This window comes from Nonomuraea sp. NPDC050540 (assembly GCF_044457485.1).
GTDB lineage: Bacteria > Actinomycetota > Actinomycetes > Streptosporangiales > Streptosporangiaceae > Nonomuraea.
On sequence record NZ_JBITHA010000007.1, the window covers coordinates 66698 to 81636 of the forward strand.

At 73.1% G+C, this 14939-nt stretch carries 17 protein-coding genes; 4 read left to right on the top strand and 13 right to left on the bottom strand.

Annotated features, from left to right (window positions below; genetic code table 11):
- Position 1: 1 nt before the first annotated feature.
- The 7 genes from ACIBI5_RS24630 to ACIBI5_RS24660 all read right to left on the bottom strand — a co-directional run bounded on the left by ACIBI5_RS24630 (position 2) and on the right by ACIBI5_RS24660 (position 6723).
- Positions 2-1666, bottom strand: a complete 1665-nt coding sequence (locus ACIBI5_RS24630; protein WP_397250451.1) for an alpha/beta fold hydrolase — start codon at positions 1664-1666, stop codon at positions 2-4.
- A gap of 73 nt (positions 1667-1739) precedes the next feature.
- Complete coding sequence (locus ACIBI5_RS24635; RefSeq protein WP_397250453.1) at positions 1740-2297, bottom strand: TetR/AcrR family transcriptional regulator; 558 nt, start codon at positions 2295-2297, stop codon at positions 1740-1742.
- Between the two features lie 36 nt (positions 2298-2333).
- Positions 2334-2576 carry a hypothetical protein gene (locus tag ACIBI5_RS24640; RefSeq protein WP_397250455.1) on the bottom strand — a complete coding sequence of 81 codons (243 nt, stop codon included), beginning with the start codon at positions 2574-2576 and terminating at the stop codon, positions 2334-2336.
- 18 nt (positions 2577-2594) lie between these two features.
- Positions 2595-2777 (bottom strand): pyridoxamine 5'-phosphate oxidase family protein, encoded by a 183-nt coding sequence (locus ACIBI5_RS24645; RefSeq protein ID WP_397250457.1) that lies wholly within the window; start codon positions 2775-2777, stop codon positions 2595-2597.
- 101 nt (positions 2778-2878) lie between these two features.
- Positions 2879-4201 (bottom strand): amidase, encoded by a 1323-nt coding sequence (locus ACIBI5_RS24650; protein ID WP_397250459.1) that lies wholly within the window; start codon positions 4199-4201, stop codon positions 2879-2881.
- A gap of 91 nt (positions 4202-4292) precedes the next feature.
- Complete coding sequence (cydB, locus tag ACIBI5_RS24655; RefSeq protein WP_397250461.1) at positions 4293-5306, bottom strand: cytochrome d ubiquinol oxidase subunit II; 1014 nt, start codon at positions 5304-5306, stop codon at positions 4293-4295.
- Positions 5307-5319: 13 nt separating this feature from the next.
- Entirely contained in the window at positions 5320-6723 is a 1404-nt protein-coding gene (locus ACIBI5_RS24660) for a cytochrome ubiquinol oxidase subunit I (RefSeq protein ID WP_397250463.1), read from the bottom strand.
- A 76-nt stretch (positions 6724-6799) separates the two neighbouring features.
- On the opposite strand from ACIBI5_RS24660, the gene ACIBI5_RS24665 reads away from it, so the two are divergent.
- Positions 6800-7681 carry a LysR family transcriptional regulator gene (locus ACIBI5_RS24665; protein WP_397250465.1) on the top strand — a complete coding sequence of 294 codons (882 nt, stop codon included), beginning with the start codon at positions 6800-6802 and terminating at the stop codon, positions 7679-7681.
- Here the strand turns inward: ACIBI5_RS24665 and ACIBI5_RS24670 are convergent.
- The 3 genes from ACIBI5_RS24670 to ACIBI5_RS24680 form a co-directional block, all read right to left on the bottom strand.
- Positions 7678-9078: a cytochrome bc complex cytochrome b subunit gene (locus ACIBI5_RS24670; protein ID WP_397250467.1), complete on the bottom strand. Its 1401-nt coding sequence runs from the start codon at positions 9076-9078 to the stop codon at positions 7678-7680. The two genes, ACIBI5_RS24665 and ACIBI5_RS24670, sit on opposite strands and share 4 nt — an antisense overlap.
- Positions 9079-9154: 76 nt before the next feature.
- Positions 9155-9430 (bottom strand): DUF1905 domain-containing protein, encoded by a 276-nt coding sequence (locus ACIBI5_RS24675; protein ID WP_397250469.1) that lies wholly within the window; start codon positions 9428-9430, stop codon positions 9155-9157.
- Complete coding sequence (locus ACIBI5_RS24680; RefSeq protein WP_397250471.1) at positions 9423-10061, bottom strand: maleylpyruvate isomerase family mycothiol-dependent enzyme; 639 nt, start codon at positions 10059-10061, stop codon at positions 9423-9425. Before ACIBI5_RS24680 ends, ACIBI5_RS24675 begins: the two co-directional genes overlap by 8 nt.
- 86 nt (positions 10062-10147) lie before the next feature.
- Here ACIBI5_RS24680 and ACIBI5_RS24685 point away from each other — a divergent pair, with 86 nt between their 5' ends.
- The gene (locus tag ACIBI5_RS24685) at positions 10148-10798 is read left to right on the top strand and encodes a TetR/AcrR family transcriptional regulator (protein WP_397250473.1); all 651 of its coding nucleotides are present in this window, start codon (positions 10148-10150) and stop codon (positions 10796-10798) included.
- Here ACIBI5_RS24685 and ACIBI5_RS24690 read toward each other — a convergent pair.
- The 3 genes from ACIBI5_RS24690 to ACIBI5_RS24700 form a co-directional block, all read right to left on the bottom strand.
- The gene (locus ACIBI5_RS24690) at positions 10783-13140 is read right to left on the bottom strand and encodes an ATP-binding cassette domain-containing protein (RefSeq protein ID WP_397250476.1); all 2358 of its coding nucleotides are present in this window, start codon (positions 13138-13140) and stop codon (positions 10783-10785) included. The genes ACIBI5_RS24685 and ACIBI5_RS24690 overlap by 16 nt on opposite strands.
- A 115-nt stretch (positions 13141-13255) precedes the next feature.
- Positions 13256-13660, bottom strand: a complete 405-nt coding sequence (locus ACIBI5_RS24695) for an MFS transporter (protein ID WP_397250478.1) — start codon at positions 13658-13660, stop codon at positions 13256-13258.
- Positions 13657-13833: a hypothetical protein gene (locus ACIBI5_RS24700; protein WP_397250480.1), complete on the bottom strand. Its 177-nt coding sequence runs from the start codon at positions 13831-13833 to the stop codon at positions 13657-13659. Before ACIBI5_RS24700 ends, ACIBI5_RS24695 begins: the two co-directional genes overlap by 4 nt.
- A 241-nt stretch (positions 13834-14074) precedes the next feature.
- On the opposite strand from ACIBI5_RS24700, the gene ACIBI5_RS24705 reads away from it, so the two are divergent.
- The gene (locus tag ACIBI5_RS24705; protein WP_397250482.1) at positions 14075-14515 is read left to right on the top strand and encodes a helix-turn-helix transcriptional regulator; all 441 of its coding nucleotides are present in this window, start codon (positions 14075-14077) and stop codon (positions 14513-14515) included.
- 10 nt (positions 14516-14525) lie between these two features.
- A complete protein-coding gene (locus ACIBI5_RS24710; RefSeq protein ID WP_397250484.1) occupies positions 14526-14939 on the top strand; it encodes a VOC family protein in 414 nt (137 codons plus the stop codon).

A 14939-nucleotide genomic window follows, 5' to 3' on the forward strand; every position in this document is an offset into this window, starting at 1 on the left:
TTCAGTGCCCTCGCGCGGCCCGTGCCACCTCGATCGGATGGGTGAGCTGCGGGTAGTGACCGGCGCCGGCGATCTCGGTCACCGGATGCCCGGCCGTCACGGTGAGCGGGTCGGCCGAGCCCGTCACGATCTGGACCGGGACGCCCGCCCGTTTCAGCAGGGCCCGGGACTGCTCGCGCTCGGCGACGGCGGTGCGCAGGGCCGCGACCACGCGGCGCGCGACCCCGGGGCGGCGCAGGTCCGCCGTGGCGCTCGCCACCTCCGGCCCCTCGGGAACCCCGAGCATCCCGGCCAGCCGGGCGGCCGGCATACGACGCAGCGTCGCTACGGCCAGGCCAGAACGGGTGATCCGGGCGCCGGGCGCCTGAAGGAAGGCCGGGGCGAGCAGGACGAGAGCGCCGACGCGCTCCGGATGCCCGGCGGCGAAGCGCAGCGCGGGCCCGCAGGCCAGCGAGTGCGCGACCAGCACGGGACGGGTCCCCACCGGGCCCATCAGGTCCTCCATCCAGGCGTCCGTGGACGCCGCGGGCGCCGAGCGGCCCAGGCCGGGCAGGTCCGGCGCCAGGACCGGCCCGTCGAGGTGCGCGAGGAGCGGCGCCCAGAGGTCGGCGTTCATCGGCAACCCGTGCAGCAGGACGTACGCGGGCCGGTGGCGTTCCCCGATGATCCAGGTGCGGCTGCCCGCGACGTCGTGGAACCCGTACGGGCTCAGCGCGGGCGTCGCGGCGCCGAAGCGCGTGCCCACCAGGTCGTCGGCCCACGCGCGCAGCACGTCTTCGACCGGCGGTGTCCGCAGGCCCGCGCGTGCGGCGAACGCCTGGGCCGAGGCGGTCGGATAGCGCTCGGCCGACAGGAACGACAGCGTCTCGGGGTCGGCCCCGGTCAGCGCGCGCGGCAGGCGCCGCAGCAGCCCGGCCGGGATGGACCGGCGGGGCGCCCGCACCCCGAGGTGGGCGGCGATCAGGCCGATCAGCTCGGGCAGGTGCGGGGTGTCGTCGTCGAGCACCCAGTAGTGCTCGCCCGCGGGCCCGGCCGGGACCTCCGCCAGGAACCGCGCGAAGTAGCCGGCCGCCACGACCGGGACGAACGTGGCGGGGCCGCCGGGCAGCGCGGGCAGCCTGCCGTTCCACAGGTCCCGCACGAGGGTGGCCGGGCCGATGTACTGGCCGGGCCCGATCACGGCGCTGGGGTTGGCGATGGTCAGCGGCACCCCGAGCCGCGCGGCCCCGGCCCGCACCGCGAGGTCGCCCTCGATCTTCGAGGCCTCGTACGCGCCGAGCGCCGCGTAGTCCGGCGGCCCGCTCGCCGCGCTCACCCGGTACCCGCTGACGTGCACGAGACGGCGCAGATCCGGCAGCGTGGCGGCCCAGTCGAGCACGTTGAGCGCCCCGGCCACATTGGCCGCCCGAGCCGCCTGCCGGGTGAGGCCGAAGGCGTAGCGCCCGGCGGTGTTGTAGACGTCGCGCGCGCCGGGCAGCCCGGCGAGGGGGCGCGTGATGTCGGCGGTGACGACGCTCAGCCCGCCGGTGACGACGCCCCGGGCCTCCAGCCACGCGGTGAGGGTGTCCTCGCGGACGGCCGCCGCCACCCGCTGCCCCCGTGCCAGCAGTTCGGCGACCAGGTGGCGGCCGATGAAGCCGCTCGCGCCGAAGACGATCGCGTCCACAGAACTCCTTGAATAGATCGATCTACATATTTTTTCGTCAGAAAAGAGCCCGCCGGTCGCGCGGCGGGCGAGGTCAGCGCAGCAGCACGGCGATCTGGCGGGAGACGCGGTTCAGCGGCTCCCGGTCGCGATGCGTCCTGGCCAGCAGGAGCGCGCCCTCGACGAGCGCGAGGACGGTGAGCGCGAGGTCGTCGGCGTCCGGACGGCCCTGCAGCCGGGCGCGCAGGGCGGCCTCCCACGAGCGGTAGACCTGCGAGCACACCTGCTGCAGCGGGTCGCTGGTGGCGGCCGTCTCCAGCGCGACGGTGGCCACCGGGCAGCCTTTGCTCCAGCCCGACTCCTCCAGCCGGTCGCCCAGGTGGCGCAGCATGCCCTCGGCGAACTCGGCCACTGTGGGGGAAGTCGCGGCCAGGTGGTCCATGGCCTCGCCGATGTGCCGGCCGGCCCGCCGTACCGACTCGCCGACCAGCTGGTCCTTGCCGCCGGGGAAGTGGAAGTAGAGCGAGCCGCGGGGCGCGCCGCTGAGCGCGATGACCTGGTTGAGCCCGGCGCCGCAGTATCCGGCGGCCTCGACCAGGTCTTGTGTCGCGTCCAGCAGGCGCTCGCGCGTCTCTGCCCCCTTGTGTCCCATATCGGCAAACTAGACCGGTCTACATATTTCGTCAATTCAGCCGGTGAACTCCTTGCCCCAGTCGTAGGTGAGCCAGCGCTCGGGGCGTACCCGGACGGTCTGCATCGAGCGGATGTATCCCTCGGCCGAGGTGAAGAACCGCTCCCCCGCCTCGGGCCCCAGATACCGGATCGACCAGCTGCGGTACTCCTGCAGGTCGACCGGCTCGTAGCCGAGCACCGGCCCCTCGATCGTGACGTACTTGTACGGCATCTCCTCCTGCTGCACCGTGAACGTCACCCGACCGGCGGCCCGGATCTAGGCCATCTTGCGGCTGTCCGGGCTGGTGGCGAAGGTGAGTTCGCCGCCGGGCTCGTAGCCGTACCAGATGGGCACCGCCATCGGGCCGGCGCCATCGGCGTCGGCCACGCTCAGCACCCCGATGTGCGTACCGGCCAGGAAGCTCTCCCGCTCGTCCGTCGTCATGCGCGTCGACATCATCGGCTCCTCATCGTTGGTGGATCGACACCGTCATCCTTCTGGGCGCCGCGCACGATCGGCTGCGGACTCGCTGGGGGTATGCCGTCGGCGGAACCACCGCCTCAGCCGCGCGGGTGCAAGAGCAGCGCCTCGTCGCCGGGACGGCAGATCAGCTGGAGGCCGACGGGCAGGCCGGCCACCGTACCCGCCGGGAGCGACAGGGCCGGCAGGCCCAGCACGTTCCATGGGCTGGTCAGGGCCAGCAGGGTGGCGCGCACGGCGGCGGGCCTGCCGTCGATCGCGGTTTCGCGCTGCCCGATGAGCGGGGCGGTGATGGGCACGGTCGGCAGGGCCAGCACGTCATGGCGCTCGAACAGCGCCTCGGCGGCGACGGCCAGGCCCGCGCGCGCGTCCATGGCCCGGACGTAGCGCCAGCCGGGCACCTGCCTGGCGGCGTGCAGGCGCTGGAGGGTCTCGGGTTCGTACAGCTCCGGCGCGGCGACCAGGCGGTCGGCGTGCACGGCGGCCGCCTCGCCGCTGTGCATGGCGGCGTAGGTCTCGCGTAGGGCGTGGGCCAGGCCTTCTGGCCAGCCGATCTCCGGCGGGGAGCCGGCCGCCGCGCGGGCGAGCCGTACCACCTGCGGGTCGAGCGCGGACAGCTCGGCGGGGTCGAGCCAGGCCACGCGCGGGGCCCTGGCCCGGCTGTCATCCGCCCTTCCGGTCTCCTCTGCCTGGGGGCCGTCGCCGCTCAGGCAGCGGTAGGCGAGCAGGCACTCGCGCGCCGAGCCGGCCAGGACGCCGACGTGATCGAAAGAGCGGGCCAGCGGGAAGACGCCGTCGGCGGAGATCGCGCCGTAGGCGGGCTTGAACCCCGCCACCCCGCACAACGCGGCCGGGATGCGGACCGATCCGCCGGTGTCGGTGCCGAGCGCGAGCGGCACCAGGCCCGCCGCCACCGCGGCCGCGCTGCCGGCGCTGGAGCCGCCGGTCATCCGCTCCGGGTCCCGGGGGTTGCGCACCGGGCCGGTGGCCGACAGGTCGCCCGTGGGGCCGTAGGCGAACTCGTGGGTCGTGGTCGTGCCGACGATGACCGCCCCGGCCGCGCGCAGCCGCCGCACGCAGGCGGCGTCGGCGGGCGCGAGGTGGGCGGCGAAGTGCCGCGATCCCATGGTGAGCGGCAGCCCGGCGACGCCGATGAGGTCCTTCACCGCGACGGGCACGCCGTGCAGCGGCCCGCGGCCGGTTCCGGCGGCCCGTTCGTCGTCGGCCCGCCGCGCCGCGGCGCGGGCGCCCGCGGCGTCGACGGCGACGAAGGCGTTGAGCGTGGCGCCGGGCCCGGCGATCGCGTCCAGGGCCAGCTCGGTGAGCTCGGCCGACGTGGTGCGCGCCTGGCGCAGGTCCTGGGCGAGGCCGTCGAGGGTACGGCCGGCGAAGGGGCCGGTCATGGAGACCTTTCCGCAGCAGGGGGATCTTCGTGCAGATCCCCCTGAATACCACCCGGCCCGAGGCGGGCGCGAGCCCCGGCCCGAGGCGGGGTCAGAAGTAGCCGGGCCGGGCGACGCGGCCGCGGAAGGCCCACCACAGGAAGGCCTGGTAACCGAGGATGACCGGGACGATCACGACGCCGAAGCCGGTCAGGATCCGCAGCGTCGCGCCGTCGGCCGCCGACTCGGCCAGCGTCAGGCCGGCGCCCGGCGTGACGGAGGAGACCAGCAGGTACGGGTAGTTGGCCAGGCCCGTGGCCACGACGGGGAGTGCGGCGGCGGCCGCGGTGGCGGCGAAGGCGAGGCCGGGCCGGGCGGCGGCAAGGGCGGCGCGGACGCCCGCCAGCAGGGCCGGAAGGGCGAAGGCCGCCGCGATGGCGGGCGCCGCGTTGGCCGGCCGGACGCCGAGCGCGGCCCCGGCCGCGGCCGTCGTCACCGCCGCGATCATCGCCCACGCCGCCGCCCGCCGTGCGAAGGCGGCGCCGCGGGCGGCCACCCTCCCGTCGGCGCGCAGAGCGAGGAAGGCGCCGCCGTGCGCGGCGAAGACCAGGACGGTGCTCAGGCCGCACAGCAGCACGAACGGGTGCAGGACCTCACCGGCCGACAGGGTGAAGCTGTGGCCGCCGCGCAGCGGGACGCCGGTCAGCAGCAGCCCGATCAGCATGCCGAGCGCCATCGCGGGGACGAGCCCGCCGGCGGTGAGCAGGACGTCCCAGACGCGCCTGCCGAAAGCACTGGCGGACCGGCCGCGTAGCTGGAGCGCGCTCTTGCCGGCGGCCAGGCCGAGCAGCAGTGCCACGATCAGCGGGTAGGCGCCCGACAGCAGGGTCCCTTCGAGGATGGGGAAGGCGCCGAACAGCACGCCCGCGGCCCCGATCAGCCAGACCTCGTTGCCGAAGAAGAACGGGCCGAGGGCGGCGAGCGTCTGACGGCGGGCGCTCTCGTCGCGCCCGCCTTCGTCGCGGGCGGTGAAGGGCAGCGCGAGCTGTACGCCGTAGTCGTAACCGCCCAGGACGAAGTATCCGGTGAGCAGGAAGCCCAGGATCGCCAGCCAGAGAATGTCCATGGAGCCGTTCCTCTCAGAAGGTGGGGCGCGCCTGGGCCGGCTGCCCGAGGTGGGCGGCGTCGGGGCCGCGGCGGGCGTAGCGGATGATCAGCGTCCAGTCGGCCACGGCGAGCGCGCCCAGCACGAGCGCGAAGCCGAGCAGCGAGGTGAGCATCGCGCCGTGGCCGACGCCCGGCGACAGGGCCTGGGCGGTGGTGAGCTCGCCGTAGACGACCCACGGCTGGCGGCCGGTCTCGCGCAGGACCCAGCCGCCCACCGAGGCCAGGAACGGCAGCGGGATCGCGAGGATCAGCACCCGGTGCAGCGGGCGGGTCAGGCGCCCGCCGTAGCGCAGGGCGGCGCCCATGAGCAGCGCGACGGCGGCGTGGATGGGCAGCCGGTGGGGGCCCGCCTCGCCGAAGGCGAGGCCGCCGGCGAACTCCCCCGCGGGCAGCGCCGCCAGCACAGTGATGACGACGGCGGCGGCCGGGCGCCGGGTCAGGCGCTCCCGGAAGACGATCATGACGGCGAACAGCGCGACCAGGCCCAGGACGTAGCCGAGCCAGAGCATCGCGTACTGCCCCCACACGGCCCAGTGCGGCGGAATGTAGTCGCCGGGGCCGTGGGCGGCCCGCAGGGCGCTCTGCAGGTGCTCCACGCCCGCGCCGCCGGACAGCAGGCCGAGTTTCATCGGCTGCGTCGCGGCCAGCAGGGGGTACTGCAGGGCGCCCACGACGTAGACGGCCAGGCTCGCCACGGCCGCGACCAGGACGCCCGAGCGCAGCGGGCGGCGGAACTCCTCCCGGCCGCGCAGCAGGTGATGTGCGCTGATGCCGGCGACGAAGACGCCGCCGGTCAGCAGCGCCGCCGCCATGACGTGGCCGAGCGCCACCAGGGCGCTGGGGTTGGTCAGCAGGGCGCCGAAGTCGGTGAGGTAGGCCACGCCGTCGCGGATGACGTAACCGGTGGGGGCCTGCATGAAGCCGTTGGCGACCAGCACCCAGTACGCCGAGGCGTAGGCGGTCAGCGTCACCAGCCAGATCAGGCCCGCGTGCGGCCAGGGCCGCAGCCGCCCCCACCCGAAGATCCACATGCCGAGGAAGGTGGACTCGGCGAAGAAGGCGATGAGCGTCTCCAGGGCCAGCGGGGCGCCGAAGACGTTGCCGGCGAACTTGCTCAGCCCGCTCCAGTTCAGGCCGAACTGGAACTCCATCACCAGCCCGGTCGCGATGCCCAGCGCGTAGTTGATCACATACAGCCCGCCCCAGAACCGGGTCATGCGCTCGCGGGCGGCCTTGGTGTCGGGGTCGCGGGCGCGCACCGCCGCGGTGTGCATGACCGCGACCAGCGGGACGAGGCCGAGCGTGAGGATGACGAACAGCCAGTGCACGCCGGTGGTGAGGGCGAACTGGAGACGGGCCAGATCCAAGAGGTCCACGCCGCCGACCGTAGGCAACCTCGACATATGCTGTCCAAGACCGAAATATCCATCAGTTCATAGCTTTAGAGGCATAATGGATTTGCTGCCGCTGCGTTACTTCCAGGCCGTGGCCCGGCACGAGCACATCAGCCGGGCCGCCGAGGAGCTGCGGGTGGCCCAGCCGTCGCTCAGCCGGACCATCGCGCGTCTCGAAGCCGACCTCGGGGTGCCGCTGTTCGACCGGCAGGGGCGCCGGGTGCGGCTCAACCGGTTCGGCGCGGCGTTCCTGCGGCGGGTGGATCGGGCGCTGGGCGAGCTGGAGGACGGGCGGCGCGAGCTCGCCGACGCCGCCGGCCTGACCCGGGGCAGCGTGTCGGTGGCCTCCGAGACGCTGATCATGCTCGTCGAGCCGGTCAAGAGCTTCATCGCCGCGCATCCCGGTGTCGGCGTGCGCCTGCTTCAGTCGGGCGCCGACACGATGGCGCTCCGGCTGCGCGAGGGCGAGGTCGACCTCTGCCTGACCTCGCAGCCGCTGGAGGGGGCCGGGTTCGGCGAGCGGGTGTTTCCCGCCGAGGACGTGCTGCTCGCGGTGTCGCCGGCCCACCGGCTGGCCGGGCGTACCCACGCCACGATGGCCGATCTGCGCGGCGAGCGCATCGCGACCACGCCCCCGGGCCACTGGCAGCGCACGATGATCGAGCGGCTGTTCGCGGCGGCGGGCATGGAGCCGGTGTACGCGTGCGAGGCCAACGAGGCCTACGCCGTCGTCGAGTTGGTCAGCGCCGGGCTGGCCATCGGCTTCGTCCCGGCCTGGTCGGCCGCCCACCCGGCGGGCCCGCCGATCGTCCTGCTCCGCCTGGACGCGCCCGGCTGCGAGCGCGTCCAGCGGCTCATCTGGCGGGAGCGGGCCTACCTGTCGGCCGCGGCCCGCCTGTTTCGCGAGCACCTGCTGGCCGCCCTCCTGCCCGAGGGCTAGCGGCCCAGCGGCACGCGTTCCTCGTGGGTGCTCGCGCCGTGGAAGCCGCCGTCGGCCGAGCGGGTGATGATCCCGGTCTCCACGCCGTGCGCGACCAGGCGGCGATCGCCCTGCTGCAGGGCCAGGCAGATCCAGCGCGTGAGGACGAAGGCCAGGATCGGGCCGGCGACGACGGCGACCTGGAAGCCGATCGTCACGGCTTCGAGCGACAGGTGGAACCGGTGGGCGAGCTGGTCGTTGGACGCGGCCGCCCACAGCAGGCCGTAGAAGGTGACGCCGGCGGCGGCCAGCGCGGTGCGCACGGCGGCCTCGCGGGGGCGCTGCAGGATGTCGTGCCGGGCCCTGGCCCTCTTGATGCGGGCGCTGGTCTTGGGGCGGCCTTCGGCGTCGCGCCGGGTACGGCGTTCGGCCAGGCGGCGCTCCAGCAGCGGGTAGCCGGCCAGGACGGTGAAGAAGAGGCCGGGCACGGCCAGGGTGGGCAGCAGGACCGCGAGGCTGAGGGTGTAGCCGAAGACGGTGGCCTCCCAGGCGGGCATGAGCCGCAGGGCGCCGTCGAGGAAGCCCATGTACCAGTCGGGCACCGATCCGGCCGAGACGTGGGTGGGGTTGGCGGGGCCGTACAGCCAGATGGGGGCGACCTGGAAGGCCAGCCCGAGCACGAGCAGCACGCCGACGGTCGTCAGCGCCATGATCGGGCGGGCGCGGCGGCGGCCGGGGGCCGCGTCGGCGAAGCGGGTGTGGCCGTTACGGCGCAGCAGCCGGGCGCGCACGGCCAGCAACGCGATCATGAGGGCGGGGATCACCAGGACGTGCGCCCAGTACAGGACGGTGATGACGTTCTCGCCGGGGAACTCGGCGCCGAACAGCAGGTACATGCCGTAGGAGCCGACGACGGGGATCGACTGCAGCACCGACTTGATCAGCCACAGGCTGCCGCCCGAGAGCATGTCGTCGGGCAGGATGTGCCCGGTCTCGCCGGCCGCCATGGCCAGCGGCAGCAACGTCACCCAGATCAGCCACTGCGCGGTACGCGGGTGGCGGAAGGCGCCGGTGACGAACATGCGCAGCAGCTGCAGCGCGACGGCGGCGGCGAACACCAGCGCCGCCCAGTGGTGCACCTGGCGCATCAGCAGGCCGCCGCGCACCTCCAGGCTCAGGTGCATCGTGGAGTCGAACGCCTTGCTGACCGGGATGCCGCTGAGCGGGGTGTAGACGCCGTCGTACAGCACGCGGGAGGTGCTGGGGTCGAAGAACACCATGAGGAACAATCCCGTGACCAGCAGCACGACGAACGACCAGATGGCGATCTCGGCGAACATGAAGGTCCAGTGGGAGAACTGGAAGGTACGGCCTTTGGCCGGCAGCAGGCGCATGGGAGCCCCCTCGTCTCGTCTCATCACCATGACGAAACAGGGCGGGCGGACGTGACGCCCCCCGCGGGTGATACGCATCACGTGCCGCGTGGCCGCGCCCTCAGGTCAGGCGGCGGGTCAGGTGCACGGTCACCTCGTCGCCGAGCCCCTTGCCGATGATCTTCCGGAAGGGGGCGCGCAGCGGCATCATGTGGCTGCCGCCGCCGATCGGCAGCAGGGTCGCCTCGTAGGCGTGGCCGTCCACGGTGCCGGCCACCTTGACGGCCTTGCCGGTGCCGAACAGGCCGGCCGATCCGGGCATCCGCACGCAGGGCCAGCCGCTGTTGGAGTCGGCGACGACCGGCGCGGTGAAGGTGGTGTCGATGGGCTCAGCCATGCTGGGTTCCTCCGTCGTGGGTCAGGGTAGGCACGCCGGCTCCCGTCAGCTCCTGCGCCCGGGTGGGGCGCCCGGAGACGGCCAGCAGCAAGGCCAGGGCGCTGCCGCGCACCTGCGGGCCGTCGCCGGCGACGAGGTCGGCGTCGGTGGCGATCAGGCGCAGGCCGTCGGCCCGCTGGCGGCCGCCGCCCTGCCCGACGCCGGTGCGCAGCTGGTAGCGCAGTGCGGCGGCGACGGGCCCGGGCGGGTAGGCGCGGGTCAGGCCGAGCGGGCGGCGGATGTCCTCCGCGTGGACGAACGCCTCCACCAGCCGGGTGGCCTTCGGCGCCGGGGCGCCGGTGGTGCGGCCGCTGACCGCGCGGAAGGCGGCGAGCGTCTCGCGCGGGTCGGCGGCGCGCTCGCGGGCCAGGCCCGCCTGGTTGTAGCGGTCGAAGTCGAAGCGAGCCGCGGCGAAGCGCAGCAGGAAGGAGGCCGGGGTGGTCCTGGCGTCGTCGACGAGGTGGGCCAGGACGTCGTGGACGTCCCAGCCGGGGCACAGGGACGGCGTGGCCCACCGCTCGGCGGGCACGTCCTCCAGGTCCCGGATCAGCGCACGGCGTTCGGCGTGGACCGCGGGCCAGATCTCGTTCACGTCTCCCCCTCCTCAGTAACTGAACTGAACTGTACAGGACAGATACTCCTGTACTCAAGGGTTCAGTTAGAGGTAGGATGCGGGACGTGGGCACAGACAGCACCAGGACGGCGGCGCCGACGGGCAAACGCGCCGAACGCAACCGGCAGGCCATCGTGGCCGCCGCGCGCGAGATGTTCACCCGCGACGGCTTCGAGGCCGGCATGGACCTGATCGCCGCCCGGGCCGGCGTGTCCAAGGTGACCGTCTACAACCACTTCGGCAGCAAGCAAGAGCTGTTCACCGAGGTCATCGGCCTGGCGATGGGTGAGGCGCACGCCACGATGGCCCAGGTCAGAACCCAGCTGGCCGGCACCGGCGACGTGCGCGCGTCACTGCTGCACACCGCCCGCGCCCTGGTGGCCGCCGCCACCGACCCGTCCAGGCTGGCGCTGCGCAACCTCGTCACCGGTGAGCTGCGCCGCTTTCCCGAACTCGCCCGCGCCTACCGGGAGCACGGCCCGTCCCGTTCGGGCCACGAGCTGGGCGCGCTGTTCGGCGACCTGTGCGCGCGCGGCCAGCTCGACATCGACGACATCGAGCTGGCCGTGCTGCAGTTCTTCAGCCTGACCGTCTACCCCCACCTGATCACCGCCTCCATCGGCGCCGCCCTGCCGCCGGAGCTGGCCGACCGGCTGATCACCGACGGCGTGGAGACCTTCCTGCGCCGCTACGGGAGCTCTCAGGCGCCCACGTAGGCGGCCAGGTGCTCGCCGGTCAGAGTGGAGCGGGCGGCGACCAGCTCGGCCGGGCTGCCCTCGAAGACGATCCGGCCGCCGTCGTGCCCGGCGCCGGGGCCGAGGTCGATGATCCAGTCGGCGTGCGCCATGACCGCCTGGTGGTGCTCGATGACGATCACCGACTTGCCCGAGTCGACCAGGCGGTCCAGCAGGGCGAGCATCTGCTCCACGTCGGCCAGGTGCAGGCCCGTGGTCGGCTCGTCGAGCAGGTAGACGCCGCCCTTGTCGGCCATGTGCGTGGCCAGCTTCAGCCGCTGCCGCTCCCCGCCCGACAGCGTGTTGAGCGGCTGGCCGAGGCTGAGGTAGCCGAGCCCGACGTCGGCCAGGCGGCCCAGGATGGCGTACGCCGCCGGGGTGCTCGCCTCTCCCGCGCCGAAGAACTCCAGGGCCTCGGTCACCGGCATCGCCAGCACCTGGCTGATGTCGCGGCCACCGAAGCGGTACTCCAGCACCGACGCCTGGAAACGCTTGCCCTCGCACTCCTCGCACGGGGTGTCGACGCCGGCCATCATGCCCAGGTCGACGTAGATGACGCCGGAGCCGTTGCAGGTGGGGCAGGCGCCTTCGGAGTTGGCGCTGAACAGGGCCGGCTTGACGCCGTTGGCCTTGGCGAACGCCTTGCGGATCGGCTCCAGCAGCCCGGTGTAGGTGGCCGGGTTGCTGCGGCGCGAGCCGCGTACCGGGGCCTGGTCGACCGAGACGACGCCCGCCGAGGCCGGGATGGAGCCGTGCAGCAGCGAGCTCTTGCCCGAGCCCGCCACGCCCGTCACGACGCACAGCACGCCGAGCGGGATGTCGACGTCGACGTCCTGCAGGTTGTGGCGGGTGGCGCCGCGGATCTCCAGCGTGCCCTTGGGCGTGCGGGTGGAGTCCTTCAGCCGGGCGCGGTCGTCCAGGTGGCGGCCGGTGATCGTGCCGGCCGCGCGCAGGCCCTCGACGGTGCCCTCGTAGCAGATGGTGCCGCCGGCGGTACCGGCGCCGGGGCCGAGGTCGACGACGTGGTCGGCGATCGCGATCGCCTCCGGCTTGTGCTCCACGACCAGCACCGTGTTGCCCTTGTCGCGCAGGCGCAGCAGCAGCTCGTTCATCCGCTGGATGTCGTGCGGGTGCAGGCCGATGGTCGGCTCGTCGAAGACGTAGGTGACGTCGGTCAGGGAGGAGCCGAGGTGGCGGATCATCTTCACGCGCTGCGCCTCGCCGCCCGACAGCGTGCCCGCCGGCCGTTCCAGCGACAGGTAGCCCAGCCCGATCTCCACGAACGACTCCAGCGTGTGCAGCAGCTTGGCCAGCAGCGGCGCCACCGTCGGCTCGTCCAGGCCGCGCACCCACTCGGCCAGGTCGCTGATCTGCATCGCGCACGCCTCGGCGATGTTCATGCCCTTGATCCGCGAGGACCGCGCCAGATCGCTCAGCCGCGAACCCCCGCATTCCGGACAGGAGGCGAAGGTGACCGCCCGGTCCACGAACGCCCGGATGTGCGGCTGCATCGCCTCGCGGTCCTTCGACAGGAACGACTTCTGGATCTTCGGGATCAGCCCCTCGTAGGTGTAGTTGCCGCCGTCGACCTTGACCTTGGTCGCCTCCTTGTACAGGAAGGCCTGCATCTCCCGCTTGGTGAAGTCACGGATCGGCTTGTTCGGGTCGACGAACCCCGACTCGGCGTAGATGCGCACCGTCCAGAAGCTGTCGGACTTCCAGCCGGGGATCGTGAACGCGCCCTCGGAGATCGACTTGGAGTCGTCGTACAGCTGGGTCAGATCGATGTCGGAGACCTTGCCCCGGCCCTCGCAGCGCAGGCACATGCCCCCGGTGATGCTGAAGTCGCGCCGCTCCTTGACCGTGTTCCCGCCGCGCTCCAGCGTGACCGCGCCCGCCCCGCTGATCGAGGCGACATTGAAGGAGAAGGCCTGGGGCGAGCCGATGTGCGGCTGGCCGAGCCGGCTGAACAGGATGCGCAGCATCGCGCTGGCGTCGGTGGCGGTGCCGACGGTCGAGCGCGGGTCGGCGCCCATCCGCTGCTGGTCGACGATGATCGCGGTGGTCAGCCCGTCGAGCACGTCGGCTTCCGGCCGCGCCAGCGTCGGCATGAAGCCCTGCACGAACGCGCTGTAGGTCTCGTTGATCATCCGCTGCGACTCGGCGGCGATCGTGTTGAACACCAGCGAGCTCTTGCCCGAGCCCGACACGCCCGTGAACACCGTCAGGCGGCGCTTGGGGATCTCGACACTGACGTCCTTGAGGTTGTTGACGCGCGCGCCGTGCACGCGGATCAGGTCGTGGGTGTCGGCAGCGTGCGGCATCGTGTCTCCATCGTGTGCGCCTGAACTTTACGCGGGGTCCCGTACGGCCCGCCGTGTAGATTTAAGCAGTTTTACGTGGTACGTCTGGTTTTGTCCGGCAGGGGCGGCCCAGGGGTCACGCTAGGGGCGGCGCCGTACCGGATGCTTCTTCATTCCTGCTTGGTCTGGTCAAAGCTCCCCTCCTGACCGGCAACAGCAACACGCCCGCGACCACCGCCAGCGCCACGGTGACCAGACCGGAACCGGCCAGCGTCACCCGCGGGCCCAGCACGGTGGTGAGCGGCCCGCCCAGCGCCGTGCCCAGCGGCGAGGCGGTCAGCAGCACCGCGCTGCGCGCCGCGAGCATCGCGGCCAGATGCCGCGGCGGCGAAGCCGTCTGCATCAGCGTCACCGACAACGCCACGAACGGCCCATAGACCACACCGCCCAGCGTGAAACACGCCACCGTCACCGCCACCGGCGCCTCGAACCCGAACGGCAGCAGCAACACCCCCCACCCGGCCACGATCACCACCGTCACCGGCCACGCCCCACGCCGGCCGGCGGCGCCAGCTCCATCGCCAGCCACGCCACCGCGACGAAACTCATCCCGTCCCCGAGATAGGACACGGCGAAACCGCCGATCAGCCGCCGGAACACCCGGTTGGCCGGCACCGGCCGGTAGGCGGAGGGAAGCAGGCGGGGCAGCGTCATGGGGGTCACCGTCAGGCCGGCGCGGCTCGGGGACGTGAGCCGGGATGTGACTTGTGGCGGGATGTGGGCTCGTAGGACGCGAGCCGGGGGGCCCGAGTCGGGGGGCCCGAGTCGGGGGACCCGAGTCGGGGGGACCCGACGAGACTACCCGGGCGACCGCCCGCCGCACAGCCCCCGGCCGGGGCGCGGCCCGAGCGCAGGTCAGGGGCACTTTGTCGGCCGCCGGTGCTACGCTGCCCGCATGACCCCGCAAGACCTGGCCAACCTCGCGCACCTGCGGCGGGCGCGGGATCTGATCGACCGCGAATACGCGCGCCCCCTCGACGTGCCCACCATGGCGCGCCACGCGCTCATGTCACCGGCCCACTTCTCCCGCCAGTTCCGGGCCGCCTACGGCGAGACGCCCTACAGCTACCTCATGACCCGCCGCATCGAGCGGGCCATGGCCATGCTGCGCGCCGGAGTCAGCGTGACGGACGCGTGCATGGCCGTCGGCTGTACCTCGCTCGGCTCCTTCAGCGCCCGCTTCACCGAACTGCTCGGACAGACGCCGAGCGCCTACCGTGCCCGCGAGCACAGCGCCGTGGCCGCGATGCCCCCGTGCGTGGCGCGGCTGCGCACCCGGCCCACCCGCGACGCGCCGAGCAGGATCGAAGAAGCCAAACGCGAGGCCGCCGCCTAACGTGGGCGGCATGACCATCGCACTTCAGTACTGCCACGTCACCGTCAACGACGTCGACGAAGCCCTCGCCTTCTACCGCGACGCCCTCGCCTTCGAGGTACGCAACGACGTCGCCTCCGGCGGATTCCGCTGGGTCACCCTCGGCACCCCCGGCCAGGCCGCCGGCACCGAGATCGTCCTGTCGGAACCGCACGCGGGCCGCTCCCAGGCCGACGGCGACGCCATCCAGGAACTGCTCACCAAGGGCGTCATGCCCATGATCGTCCTGCGCGCCGACGACCTCGACAAGACCTTCGAGAACGCCCGCGCCTCCGGCGCCGAGATCCTGCAGGAGCCCATCGAACAGCCCTGGGGCCCCCGCGACTGCGCCCTGCGCGACCCGTCGGGCAACCTGGTACGGATCCAGCAGGAGCCGAAGGCGTAG

Coding starts and splice junctions, on each gene's coding strand:
- ACIBI5_RS24675 (WP_397250469.1), bottom strand. CDS start 9,430: ATGGCTGAGCCCATCGACACCACCTTCACCGCGCCGGTCGTCGCCGAC.
- ACIBI5_RS24635 (WP_397250453.1), bottom strand. CDS start 2,297: ATGGGACACAAGGGGGCAGAGACGCGCGAGCGCCTGCTGGACGCGACA.
- ACIBI5_RS24665 (WP_397250465.1), top strand. CDS start 6,800: ATGGATTTGCTGCCGCTGCGTTACTTCCAGGCCGTGGCCCGGCACGAG.
- ACIBI5_RS24670 (WP_397250467.1), bottom strand. CDS start 9,078: ATGAGACGAGACGAGGGGGCTCCCATGCGCCTGCTGCCGGCCAAAGGC.
- ACIBI5_RS24710 (WP_397250484.1), top strand. CDS start 14,526: ATGACCATCGCACTTCAGTACTGCCACGTCACCGTCAACGACGTCGAC.
- ACIBI5_RS24690 (WP_397250476.1), bottom strand. CDS start 13,140: ATGCCGCACGCTGCCGACACCCACGACCTGATCCGCGTGCACGGCGCG.
- ACIBI5_RS24700 (WP_397250480.1), bottom strand. CDS start 13,833: ATGACGCTGCCCCGCCTGCTTCCCTCCGCCTACCGGCCGGTGCCGGCC.
- ACIBI5_RS24645 (WP_397250457.1), bottom strand. CDS start 2,777: ATGATGTCGACGCGCATGACGACGGACGAGCGGGAGAGCTTCCTGGCC.
- cydB (WP_397250461.1), bottom strand. CDS start 5,306: ATGGACATTCTCTGGCTGGCGATCCTGGGCTTCCTGCTCACCGGATAC.
- ACIBI5_RS24650 (WP_397250459.1), bottom strand. CDS start 4,201: ATGACCGGCCCCTTCGCCGGCCGTACCCTCGACGGCCTCGCCCAGGAC.
- ACIBI5_RS24705 (WP_397250482.1), top strand. CDS start 14,075: ATGACCCCGCAAGACCTGGCCAACCTCGCGCACCTGCGGCGGGCGCGG.